Raw genomic sequence first — 19475 nt, 5'->3', positions numbered from 1 at the left:
ACGCCATGTATGGGGTGGCAAAAATTAGGAATGAGTTGGGAAATGGAAGCTGAAAACTGGCCGTAGCGAGTGAAAAACGGTCTAGCGGCTGGTCGTAAAGGGGAGCATAGGGAAAGCAGAAGTACGAAAATGTATAGAGTAGCATTTTCGTACTTCCGGTTCCGTTTGTATTATTCTTCTTCTGTTTGCTCGGTTTCGGGCTCAGCAGAAGGCAGCGGCACCGGGTTCTTGGTCTTGTTAACTATTTGCAACACAAACTTGGGGGTGAGGGTAACCTCGTAGGTGTTGTGCTTGAAAAGGTATTTGGTATCGTTGTTTTCGAGCAATACCGTAACGAGGTCTCTCGCGAGCTGGGAACTGCCGATGGTGTTGGCGGCTTTACCTTCCTCGAACAGGATGGTGAACTTATAACCAGCCTTACGGGCAATGCCCAGCTTCTCAAAATCGATGCGATTGAGGGTTAGATCCTGATTGTCCGTGATGGACTTTTTCAGCAGTATCTTAATGATCGGCAGGTACTTAGCCCATACTTGTGTGTACATCTATTCGTTGTTTTTACTTGTTTCGTATGCCTGGCAGGCTCGTTTTGGTGCGGTTCGGTGCTTAGAAATTTCCAATAAGATAAAGTGCAGTTACTGCAAAGTTGCGTATAAATACGATGAAAATCAATGGAGCAGGAGAAATATTTATTTGTAAGTGGGCACAATACAGAGAATTGCTCAGTAAAAGAGATGATTTTGGCGCTTACAGGCATGATAAATACCTTTTAAAGAAAGAGTACTGATCGGAGGACTCCTGGCCAAAATGCGAGGTTTTTGCTACTTTGCTTCGTATCGCAACCAATTTTTCCTTTAACAGGAACCGATATGGATTGGACTAAAAGAGAAGTACAGCTCATTGTAGCGGATTATTTTAGCATGCTGCAAAAGGAGCTTTCGCAAGTTAAGTATAGTAAAACAGAGCACCGCAACGCTTTACGTCCTCTGTTGGAAAACAGATCGGACGGCTCAATAGAATTTAAGCACCAAAATATTAGTGCAGTTTTGCTAAAAATGGAATTGCCTTTTATTAAGGGTTATAAACCTATGCCCAATTTTCAAGGCATATTATCTGAAGAAGTGGCTCGCTATATCAGAAGCCATCTATTCGTTCTGGAAAAACAGTTCCAACAGTTTGCAGATGAATCTGCCATATCAAAGCCATATCAATCTATAAATTTTGAAAAGGCTGTAGGTGAAGAGCCGACACAATTAGAATTAAAGGAGCCTACATCTACCTATCGCCGTCGCCCTATAAAAATTAATTATTTAGAAAAAGAGCAAAATAATCGTTTGCTTGGCGAAGGGGGTGAAAAGTTTGTGTTTGAATATGAGCGTTGGCGCCTTGTAACAGTTGGTAAGGCAATTTTAGCTGAGGAAGTCAAATGGGTATCTAAGGAATCGGGTGATGGGCTGGGTTATGATATTCTTTCAAAAAATGAAGATGGGTCAGATAAGTATATTGAAGTAAAAACTACTAAGCTTTCAAAAGAAAGTCCTTTCTATGTGACACGGGGTGAATTAGACTTTGCTGCTGAAAATTTCAATAATTTTTTCTTGTATAGGGTCTACAACTTTGCTACAACCCCTCAATTCTTTGTGAAGCAAGGAAAGTACGAGGACTTCTGCAAGCTACAGCCTGTTACATTTATAGGTCGCTTTTGAAGTCGCCATAACGTAATACACCAATCGATTTCAGCCGTAGGGGTGATTGTATATCAAAGAATTTATTTGTTTTACTGAATCTAACCTGCCATTTTATCAGTATATTTAGGTAGTCATTTTAAACCTCTTTCAAGTATTGAGAACTGACGCCGGCACATATCATCTCTTTTCTCTCCGGAACGCTTCCGGTAGCCTTTGGGGCGCCTTGAAATAGCGTCCGCTTACTTGCGGTTTACTTTCAGTTTACTTGCGGTTTACTTACGCCTTACTCGTAGCCATCTTTATCTGTGGTCCATCCATGGTTTATCTACGGCTTATCCCCGGAGTTAGCATTACAGAAATTGTGGGTTGAATAACTAATCTGGCTTAACATTCCCTTGTACTCCAAGTCAACGAAAGGCTATTGCCTGCCAACATGGCACTTCTTTTTTTGTGTATCTTTAAAGAATATACCCCGAATACCTCCACGATGAAAAGATTCATCCTTTTGTTGTCAGCCCTGCTTCCGGCAGTTTTGCTACTGGCGCAAGCAGATAGCTCTGTTTATAATCCTTCCGGGGGTAAGGCTGGCATTGCCGATGTTGCTGACTCAGACCCCGGCTTATTTATGGTTATGATGATTTTCTTAATAGGTTTCCTGGTTGCCGTTATTGCCTGTTTAGCATTGGCAGCTGTCCTGGCGCTTTTTATTTTTTTGTTGACCGCCGCTGGCATTGTGTCTTTCTCGATTTTTATGGCCTGGTACCGGCGATCTATCTATTCCGGGGTCAAATGGTTTATATACCTTTCTTTCTGTTTTGCCGGTATGGCGGGTACTGCTTTCGTGTGCCTATTAGCGAATGGGTTTGGCAATGCCAGTTATTCTTTGAAAACGATGTTGTCCTGGGGCATTCCAATCGGGGTAGTCGGTGGCCTGGTAGGAGGATGGACCTTGCTCACTGTTTCCAAGATATTATTAAGGCATTTTTTTGTGAAAGATAACGTGTAAAAGCATTTGCTTCGATAGGGCCAAAGGCCCTGGAATAGGGCTGCGAGACTACAAGTCTCGCAGAGCTGCGAAAAAGATGTGGCGTAAGCTCCCCGTTTACTCAATGGGCACCGATTAAACACTCCTATATCGTTGTAACCCTTATCTTTGGATTAATAAAGCCAAGGCTATAGGAAAGCGGCGATATAGGGGGCGACGTGCGAAAGCTATGTTGCCCCTTCTTATTTCATCAATTTCTCCACTTCCCGCTTGTAATCGTATTGTTCGTCTTCGTGCATGGTTTTGAGGGCAGCGTTCACTTTTTTGAGCTGGCTGTGGTACAGGTTGTCCATGGCGGTGCTTTTGCGGAAGTTGATGCCTGCTCCCTGCAGCAGGGTGCAGAAGTGTATGAGCAATTCTACTTCGGCCAATTTGCTACCGGTAAAGCGGATGTGTTTGTTGGCAATGCGGAGGGTTTTGCGGATCGTTTTTTTGGCCAGGAAAATCTGGGATGTATTGAGGGCTTCGAAGGCTTCATCCATCTGCTGTTTTACCACGGTAATGTATGCGGGCAGGTCATGGGCCTCAAATAAGAGGTAGGTGAGCAGCTCTTTGTTCTCTTTCTTGAATTTGGAGAGGCGTAAGCATAGTTCTACCAATTGTTTGACGGGCAGTTGTTGTAGTTCATCTTTCAGTTCGTGTACTGTAGCTGCTTTCATGATTGAGCGAATCTAAATAAAATACCGGCTATAACGTGTGTGTGTTATAGCCGGTATTTTTATGGTGTGCTTGTGTGATCTTAGAATGGCAGGTCATCATCTGCTCCACTGGGAACGTTGTGGAAGGTGGGAGCTGGCTCGGAGGCTGGTGCACCGCCGGCTTTGTTTCCTGCTACGATTTTCCAGGCTTTTACGTCTGTGTACCAGCGGCCATTGAACTCACGGCTTTCTACATCGAATGATACGGTAACCTGTGCGCCAGGTACTACTCCGCTCATGTCGATTTTATCACCCCATACTGCTATACAAACCTTTTTAGGGTATGTATCGGCTGTTTCCAGGATGAAGTCTTGTTTTTTCCACGTTCCGTTTTTGCCCTGTCCTGTTTGCAGTGGCAACATCTGTAAGATCTTTCCGCTGATATCCATAAGTGATTTTGGGCAAATTTAAGGAAATGGCCGGTTGGGTTATGATTATTTTGTACACACAAAAGCCGGTCTTGTGACCGGCTTTTGCATATTCTTTTGTATGTGGTAATTATGATTTGTATACGAACAGGTTCTCAACAAACTGGTCGTTGAAATGCTGTACCGGATCGCCATTGATCTTGTGGTAAATGGCGCTGATAAAGATGGTTTGTGCAGCGCTCAGGATCGCCATCACGACAAAGGCGCTTAACAGCCCTAATGCAACGCCTACTGCAGGATGAATGGCCAATCCCAGTACAAATAATGGGATCGATATACACAGAATGGCGAGTACCTGGATCACGGTAAAGTTGAAAGTAGCAGCAGCGCTTTCGCCCCATTGTTCTTTCATAATGCCTGCGGAGCGTTTGAATGCGCCGAGCGGGCCGAGGTTTTCGTAAGCGATCACCGGTACTACAAAGAAGGTTGTTACGCTCCAGGCTATTCCGAGGAGACCAATGATAATTCTTCCTAACCAGCCTGTGTTTTCTTGTATGTATCTTAAAAGGGTGCCTACTGTAGCGGCAAATAAGGCCCAGGAGAAGATGGCCCCAATGCGGCTAATGCTAAAGTCGATGCCTTTGCGCAGGGTAACTTCTTCGCCACGGAAATAGAGTCGCGTACAATGTGTAAGCGCTACGTTGAAAAACACGACTACAAAGTAGTTGATGAGGTAGTAGCCAAGCAGGGACACGATGTAAACCCAATCGTCGAATTGTTCAAGGCCATAGGTATCCCAACCGGCGAGGCCAAACATGACCAGGAAGAATGATCCCATGATGAGTATCATGGATATTCCTGAAAGGATGGGAAAGAGAATAAGTTGTTTATTTTCCTTCAGTACTTTAAAGCTGTTCATGGAAATCTGCCAGCCATTGGACAAGCGTGTGAAGAATGACATATAGTGGTTTATTTAAGGGTGTACGATTATTCCAATATACGACATTCATTCACGATTTCCAATATGCGCAGGAAGCGCATGAGGGGTTAGCTTTTAGGTATTAGCCTTTAGCTTTTGTAGCGGCGATGTATTCGGCCAGGGTTACCCCATGACAGCTCGTACATGACTGAATAGGTCAAGTTATTTGGCGGTTAGCGCCACTCAATCGCGGAAGACAAAACAATCCATGTGTAAGGGGCAATCGATTACCGGAGTATAGCGTACCAGCTATGTGTGTTTTGGCAGCTTATGTGTTTGTGTAGAATCCCGCAGGACTTAGTTAAAAAAAAATGGTCACCTGTAGAAACAGACGACCTCTAACGATTGCTTGCCATATGAAAAAACGTAATGATCTAATTTGAGTGGTAGCCTCTTGCTACCGTTCTTAAGCTTTTCTTATCCTCTTTTCTTTTTCTTCTCTGCTTACCTATCGTCTCCGTTTCTGATGTAAAAGTACAGCGACTTTTGTTGCGGTGTAAATCAAGTTTTTGGCATTTTAATGATCTCTAAGGTCTTAAAGAAAATATAAAACCCTCTGCCAGTAAGGGTTTCAGCCATTTTTGCCCCTCATGCCCAACGGTTTTTTGACTATAAATAATAATAATTTGCTATTTATTGAGCCCAGAGCATATTTTGCTCTCTCAGGGAGTTTACCGAAGAGAATGTCTTTATGAATTATTAATTAAATAATTGCTTATTAATGAATTGTAAATCCAAAAATGATCTTCATGATTAAACTCAATTGCATTATGATTTATTAGCATTTGTTAAAAATGCTTATTTCCCTTCCTATAATTTTTTTATGCTATAAATAGGAACAGGGGGGTCAAAGCGCTGTTCATCCTCGGGCATATTGTAAATCCGGCGTACTATGTCCATGCCTTTTACGACCTTGCCGAAGGCGGCATAGCCTTGTTTGTCGGGGTTGTTTTCGCCACCGAAGTCGAAACCGGGTTGGTCGCCTATGCAGATGAAGAATTCCGTGTTGGCCGTGCCGGGCTCCAGGCGGGCGAGGGAGATGACGCCATCTTTATGAAGAATTTTTGTTTGTTCCGTGGTCTCATGGGGTATTCCAGGCAGTTCGGGCCTTTTTTTACCATATAGTCCACCTTGTATCAGTTCGGCCTTGGGTGCATTGGATGGCTGGTTATCGGCATTGAGCACGCGGTAAAAGCTTCCGTCTTTATAATATCCTGCTTCGATGTAGGACAGGAAAGCGGCTACAGATTTTGGCGCCTGATCGGGATAGAGCTCTATTTCGATGTCGCCTATTTTGGTTTCGATCTCAACGTGGGGGTTCTTGTATTTGTTGGAGGAGCAGGCGGCGAGTAGTATCGAGAGTGCTACAAATATGTATCTGAAAGTTTTAGGCATTATAGCTGGTTTTGTGTCGATTTTAATCGTCCTTAAAGCAAAGCCAGAGGCTTTGAAATAGGCGTCACCAGCCAGAGGCTGGCGACTGAGGTGCAAATTAGGGAAGTTCTGTTTTATGTAGCGGGTTCACCACAGCTATATTGAGCTTATATAATTGAAAATCATAGTGGAATAGCTGGAGGCATGTGTTTTGAATGCGGGAGTGGGTATGCATAAACAACTTTTTGTATTAACCGCCACCGTACTTTTTTTTGCTGCCTGTAGTGATGAGCCCGGGCAGCAAGGTGGTACCGCCCGCGTCGATAACAACCTCACTCCACGGAATTATAGTATTTCCAAAGCGAATTCTTATAGTGATCTTTTCCTTGACAGCATGTCTATGGAGGCTTTTATTGCCGAGCAAAAGCTCAATGACACTTTAAGCTCAGGCATGCGCAACTTTTATAATGCGCGTAATTATCAATATGCCTGGTTTGCAAGTGACGGAATTACGGAACAAGCGCTTGCTTTCCGAAACTTGTATGATTATACCAAGGATAGTGGCACTACGAGGAAAGCGCTTGACCGGCGCCTTGAAAGCCTGATGGCCGATGATAGCTTGCATGTCACATCTGGTGATGCAAGCATCCGTAAAACGGAGTTGTTGCTTACCTGGCGTTATGTGAATTATGTTTGGGACAGGTATGATGGTAAGAAGGCACGCGCTTCAGCTCTGGAAGCTTTGCTGCCAACTAAAAAGCAATCCGTGATGGAACTGGCCAAGGCTGAGCTCGACATCAAGGATGTTCCGAATGATAATTACAAGGCTTTGCAGCAGCAGCTGGGTAATTATGTGGCGATAGCAGAAAAAGGTGGCTGGTCGAGTATTCCTGCTTCCAAGAAAAAACTAAAGCAAGGCAGTATCGATACAGTTGTTGTGTTTATTAAAAAGAGATTGCAAGCCTCCGGACAGTTTGCTACAGCCGATACCAGCAAGGTCTTCAATGATGAATTGGTGAAGGCTATTAAGGTTGTTCAATCCAATTATGGTTTTACTGCGGATGGGGTTGTATCTCCTACGCTGATCAAAGAGCTGAATGTTCCTGTATCGAAGCGGATCGAGCAGTTGCTGGTAAACCTGGAACGCATGCGCTGGATGCCCGCAGAGCCTTCAGGGAATCTGATCTGGGTAAATATTCCTGCTTTTAAGTTGTATGTTCAGGATGGTACTAATCAATTATTCAATATGGATGTGGTGGTTGGTAAAGAGGGGCATAGTACTGTTATGTTTTCCGGCAGTCTGAACCAAGTTGTGTTCAGTCCCTACTGGAATGTTCCAGAGAATATTGTGAAGAAAGAAATCCTTCCTTCTATTGAAAAGAATTCCAATTACCTGGCTGAAAACAATATGGAGATCACGGGTGAGGAAGAAGGTGTGCCTGTTATTCGCCAGCGGCCTGGTGATAAGAATCAACTGGGTAAGATCAAGTTCCTTTTCCCCAATAGTTTCAATATTTACTTTCATGATACGCCTTACAAGGAGTTATTTAACCGGGATAAACGTGCTTTCAGTCATGGCTGCATCCGGCTGCGTGAGCCGGTAAAGCTGGCTGAATACCTGCTGGTGAATCAGCCGCAGTGGACGCCTGAGAAGATCGACAGCGCCATGAACAGTGGCAAGGAAAAGTATGTCCGGGTGAAAGACCCTGTTCCCGTGCTCATTTATTATTATACGGCCTGGGTTGATGGCAATAAGCAGCTTCAATTCAGGGACGATATTTATGGTCACGATGAAAAGCTGGGGCGTAAATTATTTATGCCTGGCACTGTTGATGAGACTTTAGCTAAGCAATGATTAGCTGATGGTGTCGGTGGTGATGGAATCGGTAGCCATTAGTGTGCGCATCTGCATCAATATTTTGGATTGGGCCAGGTAGTGCTGGTCGTTTCCATAGATAAACATACAGCTGCCGTTCTTGATGGTATTGATGATGGCTTTAGTAAGCCGCGCAGGTATAGCGGGACAACCGAGGCTGCGGCCAACATAGCCTTTTATGGCAATTACTTTTTCACTTACATAGGCTGATCCATGCATCACAATTTTGCGCATGAACGCGTTGTCGTTAATACCTTCTTCCATTCCATCGAGCTTCAATGAATATCCGTTCGATCCACGGTAGGTATCTCCTGTAACATAAAAGCCCAGGCTACTTTGATTGCTTTCGGGCCTGTTAGAGAAATGGGTAGCCATGTCGGTTCCGGAATTCCTACCGTGTGACACGTATGTATTGTAGATCAATTTACCCGTTTTCATATCAATAATGAACAGGCGTTTTTGGGAGGAGGGGATACTAAAATCTGCAATGGTGAGGTATCGTGTGTTATTGAGTTCGCCTGATTGCTGCAAACTATTGTAGCCTTGCATAGCGTATAAGAATGCTTCGCGTGAAAGCTTCAGTGTGTCCAATCGAAGGCTATCGTATAATACTGTTTTGCTCACTGGCCTGGGGTCTGCTACCGGAGTTGCCTCTTTTACAACGGGTTTAGCAACGCCTGTAAAGGCTGTGGTTCCCCATACTACTGTTACGCATCCAATCAATGCTACTAAAAAAATAAATGGTTTTGCTTTCGGCTGCATGGATTTCAAGTGTGATTTATGATGAATTGTTTCGTTTGTCTTCTGCATAAGACGTTCTGCAGCGCTGATTGGTTCGCCCTGGTGGCGTGTTAAACAAACTTTAACAGCTTGTGCTTATGTGTGCTAAGTAGTATTCATTACTGTAATACAAATGTTCGTTTGTGTAGTGAGCAGATATAGCGTTGCGCGCTGTCTAATGCAGGTATTTGTTCTACAGTTTGTATTTCGTGTTTGTGTAGAATAATCGCCCGTTATTATTCAGCAGGTGCTGTCATAAATTTTAATTACCTGATTTTCAGTAAAGGCTCCTTTTGTAATTATTTGGCATGAATTTTACAATGCATATAGTACAATCGAACGGTGATTTCCCAGGAAAAAAGTCAACTACTTGAAAAAGGAGTCGATTAACGAAAGGGAATAAGCGTTCATGAAAAGTGTATTCCCTACGGAGTGCACTTTTCGCTTTTATATAGTTCTCCAACTGTTTGTTTAATCTTTGTTAGACTTCTGCGCGATCATGCTAACATTATAAACTAATTGACTATAACTCACTCATTTGTGGTATGCAGGCATTTAAAGATTAAGTAATTATACTATTGCCGGTGTTTTAAAAAAGCGTCAGTTTAGCAGGGCCGTTTGTTTCCTTGCACCGCATATCTGTCATTGTAACATAATTGAATAAAGCTTATGGCTGTTGAAAAAAAATTAGGTCTATCCTTATCGGGTGGAGGATATCGCGCTGCTGCTTTTCACCTGGGCACTTTGCGGAAGCTGCATGAGATGGGCATTTTGGAACGTGTCGATGTGATGAGCACTATTTCAGGGGGATCTATTACTGGTGCTTATTATTGTTTGAATAATAAAGATTTTGATGCTTTCGAGAAGTATATGTTTGAGGCATTAGGATCTAAGAATGTGATCAAGCAAGTGTTTCTTTCTTTTACTTTCATCAGGACATTGTTGTTCCTATTGCTTTTCCTGGTGCCAGCGATCTATGTTTTGTTTACTTCTTATGCATGGTTATCGCTCATTCTGATTGGCTTGATGTTGTATTTATTCGTGCGTTTTCAATTTGCTATATTTCCGGTGAGCAAAGAAGTGGAGCGGGCTTATGATAAATTCTTTTATCAGCAGGCTACCTTATCAAAGTTATCCAACAAGCCGCTACTGGCGATTGGCTCTACCAATTTACAGACTTCACGTCCGTTTACTTTTTCCCGGTTGAAAATGGAAGACTCGTCATATGCTTATATGGAATCTCCTGTGCGGTTCAAGAACGATGATTTCCCCATTGCTCGTGCTGTGATGGCTTCTTCCTGTGTTCCTTTTGCTTTTACGCCTGTTCATATCGACAAGCAGTTTTATGTGAACCCCGAGGATATTCTGCGTGTAAATCCTCAATTGGTGGATGGGGGTGTTTATGATAACCAGGGTATCCAGAAGATCACACAAAAGGGCAGCATGTATGGTTGTGATATTATCATTACCAGTGATGCGGGCGATAAGTTGCCTTTTGAAGGGTCGTATAATAACCTGGTGATCTTACTGATCCGGACCATGGATGTGTTTATGGAAAGGATCAAGAAATTCCAGATGATCGAAGATATTTATGGCAACGCTGCCACCGAGAAACGGCAGATCGCGTATTTATCGTTGGGATGGAACCTGGAGCAATGTATTCCCGGGTTTATCAATAACCTGGCTGATGGGAAAATCACAGAGGAGGTTATCGAGGCGCATCAATTCAAGCCTGAGTGGGTGGCCGACCCTAACCGGTATCGCAGGGAGCTTACTACCTATCTTGAAAACGAAGTGGATTATAAAACCATCCTGCAACGTAATCTAAAACCACCTCAACTTACCATCGCCCGTAATGTGGGTACCAACCTGACTCCTTTATCCAAAGAGGAGCTCACTTATCTTGCTATACAGGCTGCCAACCTCACAGAATTACAGGTAAGGTTGTATTGTCCTACGCTGGTATCGCCTGTGTAATTGGAGTCCTTTCGCTTCGTTAGCAGATTTCTCACCCTGTATACTGGTTGTGGAGACAGGTACGTACGGCAGGGTTCGAAATGACAACGTAAAAATAGCCGGGCAGTAATATTGCATGTACTTGTTATATTTCAATCTAAAAATGGATATTGCAGGTTTATGCAACGACAGGCGGACGATTTAGTAGCAAAGCTGCTCCCGGGTATTCAAGGAGCTATTCTTACTGCATTTTTATGTATTTCCTCTTCCTTCAAGGGCTGGGCGCAGGCTGATACATCAAAAAAGTTTGACCGGGCTTTTTATGAGTCGTACACTGACCTGATCACTTCCCGGGTTTATTTTTCTCAGAAATATACATCCTTACGTATCCGTGGTTCGGAGCGTATCAGGGACCTTCAATATCGCCCTAATACTACGCTGAATTTTGGTGTGGGCGCCACTTATGGCTGGTTTACGTTGAACCTTGCTTATGGCTTCGATTTTTTAAACCGTAGGGATGAGTCGAAGGGTAAGACGCGCTACCTGGACCTGCAATCTCATATTTATACCCGCAAGATGAGCATTGACGTGTTTGGTCAATTGTACAAGGGGTTTTATGCTTTTCCCAAAAGGCTTGTTCCGCAAAATGAAGATGGGTGGTATACGAGGCCAGATGTCAAGATGCGGCATTTTGGAGCGGCGGCTTATTATATTTACAATTGGAAAAGGTTTTCGCTACGGGCTGCTACGCTGCAGAATGAATGGCAGAAAAGGTCTGCAGGAAGTCTGTTAATCGGTGCAGAATTTTATTACGGTACCAACAGGGGTGATAGTGCGTTGGTGCCGGGGGCATTGGCTGATATGTATGAAGCTGCCGGTGTGACCAAGATGCGTTATTTCGATATTGGCCCGGGCGTGGGTTATGCTTATACTGTTGTTGTGAAAGAGCATTTTTACGGTACCGGAGGTCTTACTGTAAGTTTTCCTTTCAGTTTTCAAAAGCAATGGTATGATGACGAATCTGATCACCGTGTTTCTATAAGCCCTGACTTGCTTTACCGTGTCGGGGTTGGTTATAATAGTGATCGCATGAATTTTAGTGTAATATGGGTAAACAGCAGTGTTCAAACTAAAGGGGATAAGGGTTCATATGCCATCCGCACTGGTAATGTGCGCCTCAATGCTGCTTACCGGCTGGCTCCCGGACCTAAGCTGAAGCGTAAGTTGAAATTCTTCGAGGTGGCGGCTCCATAAAGAGGAACCCCTCCCAGGGAACTGGAAGGGGTAATGATAACATGCATATATGAGATTTTGTCATCATTTTCTTTTTAGTTCTTTATTGCGTTGACCACCCATCCCTCATTTTCTTTTGTCTGCTTTTGTTTTTCCCAGGCTACCACGGCGGTCTCCAATACGCTTTTGAGGTTCATTTTTACTTTTCTTCTTTGCAGTTTTAATACTACTCCTTCCACTTTCTCTTTGTATACTTCTACGTGGTCGTTATTGTAGAAATGGATCGTGTATTGTTTGGGAACGTTTACATTGGATTCTACTACCCAATATCCTTTTCCCGACACATAGCGTGGTACAATGGGGCCTCCTGTGGGTTGATCATCTTGTGCAAATACTGCAACGTGCATCATCATCAAGCAGATGATCGCGATTAATTGACTGGCTCTTTTTTTCATGTCTATACTTTTTCTTGTAACGAATGTTGTAACAGGCATAAAGTTATTCGCTATAAATGCGGAGAAAACACAAAGTGGATTAACTGGGTGTGTTGTGTGACAGATGCACGGAAATGGTTTCCTAAGTGTAAAATCGTCGACGAATGTCGTTAGTCGATGGGTTGAGCTGTTATAAAGAAAACGGGTGAGCCGCTTTGGAGCGACTCACCCGTATTTACGCAAGTTGTCTTTTGTTTATACTATTCAAGTTCTTTGAGCCAGGCCTGTGCTTCTTCGCGGGCGGCTTGTATTACTGCTTTGCCGGCACGGAAGCACATTTTCCATTCGCCGCTTTTTGATTCGTACTCGGGGTTGGCAAACATGCTACCGTTGAGCTGTGCATCAAAATCTACTGTAGCTGAGATATCCAGAAATGCTTTGAGTCGTTGTTTGATCAACTCCTTGCTATCGGAAGGATACTTTTTTTCATCGTCGGCTTTGTTGAGTTGTTTGTCAACAGCATTGTCGATCATCTTCATCGGATTGGGTATGCCCAATTTTCTTTTTTGTCTGTATCCAAGGCGTTCATTTCTCCACTTCGTGTACTTCTTCTGAAATTCGGGGGTCTTTGAATACTCCTTTGCGAACTTGATCAACTGCCGTGTGCCTGCTACTCTCATTTCTACCGGCAGTGATTTTGCTTTTTTCAGTACCTCGTAAGAGGTTGAAATGGCACCTCCTCCAAATGAGGAAACGACGTTTTCTTTGGCATCGTCTTCTGAGACGCTGAGGTCTTCAAAAATGTTTGTTACGGTGGCGGCCATTAATGCTATGGCCAGCACCAATACGCTAATTGTTTTCATGGCTAAAATGTTGTTACCAGGTTAATTTTTTAATCCGGGTTGGTTATTTTTTACTCTGCAAACGTATCGGATCGGGCAGGACTTTACAATCGCACAAACATGTGAAAAATGCTGTCTTAGCGCCAAAAAATGGATTATATGTGATTAAGGGCTCGTTTTCCGGTAGTTAACCGGGCCGTAGAACGGAACGGTATTTGTAATTTTATATTCGCAATTCTAACTGGTTATCCGGATCATTGTTAAAATCGAGCCACTATGAAGGAAGATATCAACAGTGCAACCAACCAGCAAGCCTGCCACTATATTACTTTCAATACGGTGGATTGGATAGACGTGTTTGTCAAACCTATCTACAAGCAGATCATTACTCAAACGCTGAATGAGTTTATTACTCACAAGGGGCTTACTGTTCATGCCTGGTGCCTCATGTCGAACCATCTACATTTACTGTTGCAAGCCAAGGATGGTACTGGTTTATTTATGATCGAGCGGGATTTTAAGAAGATCACTGCCACGCGTATTTTGGAGGCCATCGAGTTGGAACCTGAGTTGCGTCGTGAATGGATGTTGTGGCGTTTTGAGCATTGCACACAGAGTTTAAAGAGGATCGAGAAATACCAGGTGTGGCAAAGTTGCAGCAATCCTGAGTTTGTAGATTTCAAGCAGCCTTTCAAGGTGCGAGAGCACCTGAGTTATATTCATGAGAATCCTGTTCGTGACAAGATCGTTTTCCTGCCGGAGGAATATGTGTACAGCTCTGCCGGGGATTATGCCGGGCGGAAGGGGCCTGTGCAGGTAAAGCTGATCGACATGGAGGGATTGATCAGGGGACTGATTAAGAGTTGAGTGGTGAGTGAACTTTTGCGTCGATAGGAATTGGGCTAAAGCCCAATGTGGGCATTTGATCTTTGTGTCCCGGCCCTAAAGGGACCGGGCAATTCCTTCTGCTTCGCCCCCCTCTGCTTCGCAAGCAGATTTCTCACTGCGCCGTTACTGCATACTACTTTACAGTTGCGAATGGCTTCGTTCGAAATGACAAAACCGAGCGTTTACTTTTTGATAGCGGTTTTGAGGGCCTGGACGGTCTTTTTATCGTTGCCGACAAATATTTTGTCTTTGAGGATGGTAACGGGGCGTTTGAGGAAGGTGTATTCTTCCAGGATGAGGTCACGGTAGTCGTTTTCTGTCAACTTTTTATCTTTCAATCCCATCTCCTTGTATTTGAGGGCGCGGCGGCTAAAGAGGGCTTCGTAGCTTCCGGCCATTTTCTTCATCTCCTCTAATTGGGCGGTTGTTATCTTCTCTGTTTTAATATCCTGCATGGCAATTCCTGCCTTGTCGACCCCGGTTTCTTTGATGATGGCCTGGCAAGTGGTGCAATTGGCGAGATGATACATTTTTTCCATGGGTCGCAAGTTAACTGATTGGTTTCAAAAGTGGTATGTATTGGTTGGTTAAACAGATGTTGGAACTGTAATATTTTCCGACATTCGCCGACCAATTAGTATCTTTTCGCTAAAACCACCCATAGTTGCAGTCCAAGCCTGACCAAAATGAATTTATTGTGTTAGTAAATCAACACAGGGGCATGTTGTACAAAGTATGTAACCTGTATTGTTCATCGGAGTACGATAAGCAGGATCTTTTCCAGGAGATCGTGATCCAATTGTGGAAGGCTTATCCACGATTCAGGGGCGACTCCAAGTTTGGCACCTGGCTTTACCGTATTGCGTTGAACACGGCTATCTCGGATCTGCGCAAACAAAAGAAGCATATTCAGAGTGTAGAACCAGACCAGCTGCCAACGGAGATTCAGGATATTCAGTATAATAAGGAAAGGGAAGAAAAATTACAGCAAATGTACCGAGCTATTCACCAGCTCCCTGAAATTGAAAGGGGTATTGTGATGCTGTACCTGGAAGACAAGAGTTATGAAGAGATGGAAGAGATCCTGGGTATCAATCAGAATAACCTACGGGTAAAGATGAACCGGATCAAGGAAAAATTACGTAAACTCACTAAAGTTGTTGAACATGGATTTGGATAACCTCAAAGAGATCTGGAAGGACCTGGACGAGAAGGATTTCCATCCTGGAAAGGGAGAGGGAATGCGGCCTGTTGTGGCTAATCATGAGGAGGAGATTGCTGCCATCCTGCGCAAACGTTCTCAAAATCCGATTGCGAAGATCAAGCGCAACCTGGGCTGGGAGCTGGCTTTGATCCTTGTGTTGTATACGTTGTCTATGGCTTATTACTTTATTGCCTGGCATGGGCAGTATTGGGAAATCTCCGTCTTGCTGGGCATTATCGGCGCTTCTTTCGTTGTATATTATTTCCGCAAGAATAAGTTGTTGAACGAAATGCAGGCGGTGGATAGTGAGGTTAAGCTGAACCTGAAGAAGCGGCTGCATACTTTGGAGAAATACACTCGCTTTTACTCTGTATCGGGTATGGTGCTCACTCCTTCTGCTTATTTTGTAGCCGGCCTGATCGTTTTATTCAAGACTCCTCCCCGCTCCGATGATAAAATGCCTCCTATGTTTACGCATATCACAGGGCACGACTATTTCGTTTTGTTTACTGTATCTGGTGTTGCCCTGGCGATTGGCAGTTATTTCCTGAATATCTGGTATGTGAACAGGTTGTATGGCAGGCATATCAATAAGCTGAAGAACTTATTGAATCAGATTGAGGACGAAGGATAGGTCTTTTTATCTCTATTTCGAGGAGTGGCTGTTAAAATAATCCTGCTTTCGGATTGTGGTAGTATTTTTTAGTAATTTGAGCATCTTAATATTAATACGATGCCTGCTACCCGTCGCGATTTTATAAAACAATCTTCTCTACTTGCTGCTGGTTTTTTCCTCCCTACAGAAGATCTTTTCAAAAAGAAGCCCGTAGGTGTTCAGTTATATACGCTCCGCAATGAAATTGGCAAAGACCCCAAAGGCACTCTCGCCAGGGTGGCTCAATTGGGTTATAAACAGGTTGAAACTTTTGGTTATGGCAACCGGAAGTGGTTCAATCTCTCTCCTGCTGAATTATCTGCTGTTTTAAAACAGAATGGTCTTACCTCTCCAAGCGGACACACTTATCCCGGCAGCTTTTTCCTGAAGGGTGGTTGGGAAGATGAGTGGAAAAAGGCTGTAGAAGACTCCAAAACACTTGGCCAGGAGTTTATTACCATTCCCTGGCTGGAAGAGGCTTACCGTAAGGACCCCGATAATTATAAAAAGATTGCCGAAGGCCTGAACAAGGCAGGCACTATGGCCAAAGATGGCGGCCTGAAACTGGCTTATCACAATCACGACTTCGAGTTTACCGCTCTTGATGGCCAATCTGGTTTTGATATTCTCTCTAAAAATACCGACGCCAAGCTGGTTCAGTTTGAACTGGACTTGTATTGGGCCGTAAAGGCAGGCCATGACCCGGTAAAGTTGTTTGAAGCTCACCCCGGCCGGTTCTGCATGTGGCATGTGAAGGACATGGACAATACGGACAAGAAGTTCTTTACTGAAGTGGGAAGTGGTGTGATAGACTTTAAGCGCATTTTCAAGAACGCGAAGTTGAGTGGTATGAAATATTTCTTTGTGGAGCAGGATCAATGTCCTGGTTCACCTTTCGATAGTATTGCGAAGAGTATTACCTACCTGAATGGGAAGATACTTTGAGACCAGCAATCGGCAGTGCGTTTGCTTCGATAGCAGATTTCTCACTCCGCTTCGCTGCGTTCGAAATGACAACATGGACTTTATAAACCTACCTTTTAATAAAACCACCGATTATGAGCCATCGCAGAAAGTTTCTGCAGCAAACGGCAGCCCTGGTTACGGGCGCCACTGTATTGTCGTCTTTCGATTCTCGTCCTTTCACCATATTCCGCAACCGCATTTCTCCGGCCGACCAGCTTAATATTGGCGCTATTGGCATCAATGGTATGGGTTGGTCTAATGTGAATGCAGCCTTAAAGGTGCCAGGTGTAAATCTTGTAGCTATCTGTGATGTTGATTCGAATGTGATAGATAAGCGCAAGGCTGACCTTGTGAAAATGAATATCGATGTTTCAAAGGTGTCGGTCTATTCTGATTACCGCAAGTTGCTGGAGCAAAAGGATATCGATGCTGTAATTATCGGTACGCCGGACCACTGGCATGCGTTGCAGATGATCCATGCCTGTGAGGCTGGTAAAGATGTTTATGTTGAAAAGCCCGTGGGCAACTCGATTGCTGAATGCAGGATCATGGTAGCTGCTCAACAGCGTTATAATAAGGTAGTGCAAGCTGGTCAATGGCAACGGAGTCAGCAGCATTTCCGCGATGCTGTTGATTTTGTGCATAGTGGTCAGCTTGGCAATATCCGTACGGTGAAGGTATGGTGCTACCAGGGCTGGATGCGTCCTGAACCTGTGCGCGCTGATAGCGCGCCGCCTGCTGGTGTAGATTATGCTGCCTGGCTTGGGCCTGCAGCAACCCGTCCTTTTAATGCCAGCCGCTTTCATTTTCATTTCCGCTGGTTCTGGGATTATGCCGGTGGCCTAATGACTGACTGGGGTGTTCACCTGCTGGATTATGCGTTGCTCGGCATGAAGGCTCCTACGCCTAAAACTATTGCAGCGCTGGGTGGTAAGTTTGCCTACCCTGACCTGTATGAAGAAACGCCTGATACGCTGACTACTTTATATGAATTTGATGGCTTCAATCTCGTATGGGATTCGGCCATGGGTATTGACAATGGTTCTTATGGCCGTGATCACGGTATTGCTTTCATCGGCAATAATGGTACACTGGTATTAAGTCGTGGTGGCTGGGAAGTGCTCGAAGAAAGGCAGAGCAAGAACAAGGTTTCCAAGCCAATGGTAAAGCCTTCTGATAATGGATTGAATAAGCACTGGGAAAACTTCGTTGAAGTAGTGAAATCGCGGAAGCTGGATGATCTGCATTGTTCTATTCAAGCGGGCGCCCACGTGGCAACGGTAGCTCAGATGGGTAATATTGCTTTCCGTACTGGTCAGAAGCTAACCTGGGATAAGAGTAAAGAGGCGTTTACGGATAGTAAGATCAATAAGGAATACCTGATGAAGGAATATCATAATGGGTATAAGTTGCCGAAGGTGTAGTGACAGGACTATCTTATAAAGAAAATGGGTGAGCCACCTTTGGAAGGTGGCTCACCCATTTTCTTTAAGTATGTTATTTCAGTCTTTTGATCTTTATGTTGCGGTACCAAACGGGATCGCCGTGGTCCTGGAGGGCAATGCGGCCTGATGTGAAGGAGCCGAATGTTTTCCATTCTTTGAATTTGCTCCCGGCAATCATTTTGCGCCAGTTATCGTCCCACATTTTAGTAGATAGTACTTTAACTCCATTAAGGAAGAATTCGAGGGTGCTGTCTTTGGCAATGATCTCTGCCTGGTTCCATTCTCCAATTGCTTTAACAGTTTCCGGCGAACTGGTAATAAGATCATAGAGATCACCGGCACGGTGTTTAATGATCTTACCATCTTTGTGGCCGTTATTGTCCAGCACCTGCATTTCGGGGCCTGAGTGATAGGTCTTTTCTATTTTAGGATCTTCTTTTACATAGAACATCACGCCGCTGTTTCCTGCTGTATCTACTTTCCAATCGAGCTTGAGGTGGAAGTTATCGTATTCTTCATCGGTAACGAGATCGCCTCCGCCTACAGTTTTGTCGTCTTTCTTCTGTGCGGGATCGAGGTGGAGGGTGCCTTCTACCACTTTCCAGGCAGAGCCATCGGACAGGGTTTTGAATACATGCCAGTTCTTTTTGGACGTGCCGTCGAAGAGCAGCTGCCAGCCTTCGGCCTGCTCGGTAACGGTGAGGCTATTGTCTTGAGGTGGTGTAATTGGTGTTGCGGCCACGGTGTCTTTTTTTGAAGGATCAGTAGTAGCTGTTTGTTCGTTTGAATTACAGGCACTAAAAACTGAGGCCAAGAGGCTTACAGCAAGCAGGAATCGCATAATGTAGATTTTTTTGTGTATTCAAGATACATGTTTGGTATTAATTTTTAATGGGTGAGATTACTAATTTCTCTCCTACCGTTTGCTTCGAAAGCAGATTTCTCACTCCGCTATCGCTCCGTTCGAAATGACAAACAAGGGAAGATCCGTTCGAAATGACAAAAAAGGGATGACTCGTTCGAAATGACAGAAGGGATTTATAAAAG

General features: G+C 44.1%; 20 protein-coding genes. 10 read left to right on the top strand and 10 right to left on the bottom strand.

The annotated features are described in order from the left end of the window. Positions 1 to 170: 170 nt before the first annotated feature. On the bottom strand, positions 171 to 542 hold the full coding sequence (locus tag AC5JBY_RS05220; RefSeq protein WP_495903506.1) for a hypothetical protein: 372 nt from the start codon (positions 540 to 542) through the stop codon (positions 171 to 173). 324 nt (positions 543 to 866) lie between these two features. Here AC5JBY_RS05220 and AC5JBY_RS05215 point away from each other — a divergent pair, with 324 nt between their 5' ends. Further along, a complete protein-coding gene (locus tag AC5JBY_RS05215; RefSeq protein ID WP_495903505.1) occupies positions 867 to 1703 on the top strand; it encodes a protein NO VEIN domain-containing protein in 837 nt (278 codons plus the stop codon). Between the two features lie 403 nt (positions 1704 to 2106). Beyond that, entirely contained in the window at positions 2107 to 2691 is a 585-nt protein-coding gene (locus AC5JBY_RS05210; RefSeq protein ID WP_495903504.1) for a hypothetical protein, read from the top strand. Between the two features lie 221 nt (positions 2692 to 2912). Here AC5JBY_RS05210 and AC5JBY_RS05205 read toward each other — a convergent pair whose 3' ends face one another. The 4 genes from AC5JBY_RS05205 to AC5JBY_RS05190 all read right to left on the bottom strand — a co-directional run bounded on the left by AC5JBY_RS05205 (position 2913) and on the right by AC5JBY_RS05190 (position 6170). After that, positions 2913 to 3389: a hypothetical protein gene (locus AC5JBY_RS05205; RefSeq protein WP_495903503.1), complete on the bottom strand. Its 477-nt coding sequence runs from the start codon at positions 3387 to 3389 to the stop codon at positions 2913 to 2915. Between the two features lie 80 nt (positions 3390 to 3469). Beyond that, positions 3470 to 3817: a DUF3127 domain-containing protein gene (locus tag AC5JBY_RS05200; protein ID WP_495903502.1), complete on the bottom strand. Its 348-nt coding sequence runs from the start codon at positions 3815 to 3817 to the stop codon at positions 3470 to 3472. 109 nt (positions 3818 to 3926) lie between these two features. Beyond that, positions 3927 to 4757: a DUF6159 family protein gene (locus AC5JBY_RS05195; RefSeq protein WP_495903501.1), complete on the bottom strand. Its 831-nt coding sequence runs from the start codon at positions 4755 to 4757 to the stop codon at positions 3927 to 3929. Between the two features lie 828 nt (positions 4758 to 5585). Continuing rightward, positions 5586 to 6170, bottom strand: coding sequence for a peptidylprolyl isomerase (locus tag AC5JBY_RS05190; protein WP_495903500.1), 585 nt, complete (start codon positions 6168 to 6170; stop codon positions 5586 to 5588). Between the two features lie 208 nt (positions 6171 to 6378). Between AC5JBY_RS05190 and AC5JBY_RS05185 the strand changes: the two genes are divergently transcribed. Beyond that, the gene (locus AC5JBY_RS05185) at positions 6379 to 8004 is read left to right on the top strand and encodes a L,D-transpeptidase family protein (protein ID WP_495903499.1); all 1626 of its coding nucleotides are present in this window, start codon (positions 6379 to 6381) and stop codon (positions 8002 to 8004) included. Here AC5JBY_RS05185 and AC5JBY_RS05180 read toward each other — a convergent pair whose 3' ends face one another. Continuing rightward, positions 8005 to 8787: a murein L,D-transpeptidase catalytic domain family protein gene (locus tag AC5JBY_RS05180; protein ID WP_495903498.1), complete on the bottom strand. Its 783-nt coding sequence runs from the start codon at positions 8785 to 8787 to the stop codon at positions 8005 to 8007. 687 nt (positions 8788 to 9474) lie between these two features. On the opposite strand from AC5JBY_RS05180, the gene AC5JBY_RS05175 reads away from it, so the two are divergent. Both AC5JBY_RS05175 and AC5JBY_RS05170 read left to right on the top strand, forming a co-directional pair. Then, a complete protein-coding gene (locus tag AC5JBY_RS05175) occupies positions 9475 to 10782 on the top strand; it encodes a patatin-like phospholipase family protein (protein WP_495903497.1) in 1308 nt (435 codons plus the stop codon). A 159-nt stretch (positions 10783 to 10941) separates the two neighbouring features. Further along, entirely contained in the window at positions 10942 to 12015 is a 1074-nt protein-coding gene (locus AC5JBY_RS05170; RefSeq protein ID WP_495903496.1) for a DUF4421 domain-containing protein, read from the top strand. Positions 12016 to 12089: 74 nt separating this feature from the next. On the opposite strand, the gene AC5JBY_RS05165 is transcribed toward AC5JBY_RS05170, so the two are convergent. After that, a complete protein-coding gene (locus AC5JBY_RS05165; protein ID WP_495903495.1) occupies positions 12090 to 12449 on the bottom strand; it encodes a hypothetical protein in 360 nt (119 codons plus the stop codon). 239 nt (positions 12450 to 12688) lie between these two features. Beyond that, positions 12689 to 13291: a hypothetical protein gene (locus AC5JBY_RS05160; protein ID WP_495903494.1), complete on the bottom strand. Its 603-nt coding sequence runs from the start codon at positions 13289 to 13291 to the stop codon at positions 12689 to 12691. A 255-nt stretch (positions 13292 to 13546) separates the two neighbouring features. Between AC5JBY_RS05160 and AC5JBY_RS05155 the strand changes: the two genes are divergently transcribed. Next, the gene (locus AC5JBY_RS05155; protein ID WP_495903493.1) at positions 13547 to 14137 is read left to right on the top strand and encodes a transposase; all 591 of its coding nucleotides are present in this window, start codon (positions 13547 to 13549) and stop codon (positions 14135 to 14137) included. A gap of 203 nt (positions 14138 to 14340) precedes the next feature. On the opposite strand, the gene AC5JBY_RS05150 is transcribed toward AC5JBY_RS05155, so the two are convergent. Beyond that, positions 14341 to 14697: an arsenate reductase family protein gene (locus AC5JBY_RS05150; RefSeq protein WP_495903492.1), complete on the bottom strand. Its 357-nt coding sequence runs from the start codon at positions 14695 to 14697 to the stop codon at positions 14341 to 14343. Positions 14698 to 14855: 158 nt separating this feature from the next. Here AC5JBY_RS05150 and AC5JBY_RS05145 point away from each other — a divergent pair, with 158 nt between their 5' ends. The 4 genes from AC5JBY_RS05145 to AC5JBY_RS05130 all read left to right on the top strand — a co-directional run bounded on the left by AC5JBY_RS05145 (position 14856) and on the right by AC5JBY_RS05130 (position 18407). Further along, complete coding sequence (locus AC5JBY_RS05145; protein ID WP_495903491.1) at positions 14856 to 15338, top strand: RNA polymerase sigma factor; 483 nt, start codon at positions 14856 to 14858, stop codon at positions 15336 to 15338. Next, positions 15325 to 15996, top strand: a complete 672-nt coding sequence (locus AC5JBY_RS05140) for a hypothetical protein (RefSeq protein WP_495903490.1) — start codon at positions 15325 to 15327, stop codon at positions 15994 to 15996. The genes AC5JBY_RS05145 and AC5JBY_RS05140 overlap by 14 nt, the downstream gene beginning before the upstream one ends. 99 nt (positions 15997 to 16095) lie before the next feature. Next, positions 16096 to 16962: a sugar phosphate isomerase/epimerase family protein gene (locus AC5JBY_RS05135; RefSeq protein WP_495903489.1), complete on the top strand. Its 867-nt coding sequence runs from the start codon at positions 16096 to 16098 to the stop codon at positions 16960 to 16962. A gap of 113 nt (positions 16963 to 17075) precedes the next feature. After that, complete coding sequence (locus AC5JBY_RS05130) at positions 17076 to 18407, top strand: Gfo/Idh/MocA family protein (protein ID WP_495903488.1); 1332 nt, start codon at positions 17076 to 17078, stop codon at positions 18405 to 18407. Between the two features lie 73 nt (positions 18408 to 18480). Here AC5JBY_RS05130 and AC5JBY_RS05125 read toward each other — a convergent pair whose 3' ends face one another. Further along, entirely contained in the window at positions 18481 to 19269 is a 789-nt protein-coding gene (locus AC5JBY_RS05125) for a 3-keto-disaccharide hydrolase (protein WP_495903487.1), read from the bottom strand. Between the last annotated feature and the right edge of the window lie 206 nt (positions 19270 to 19475).

The sequence above is a fragment of the Paraflavitalea sp. genome (genome assembly GCF_059502485.1).
The sequence above is the reverse complement of the archived record's forward strand: the minus strand, read 5'-3'. Positions and strand labels throughout refer to the sequence as shown.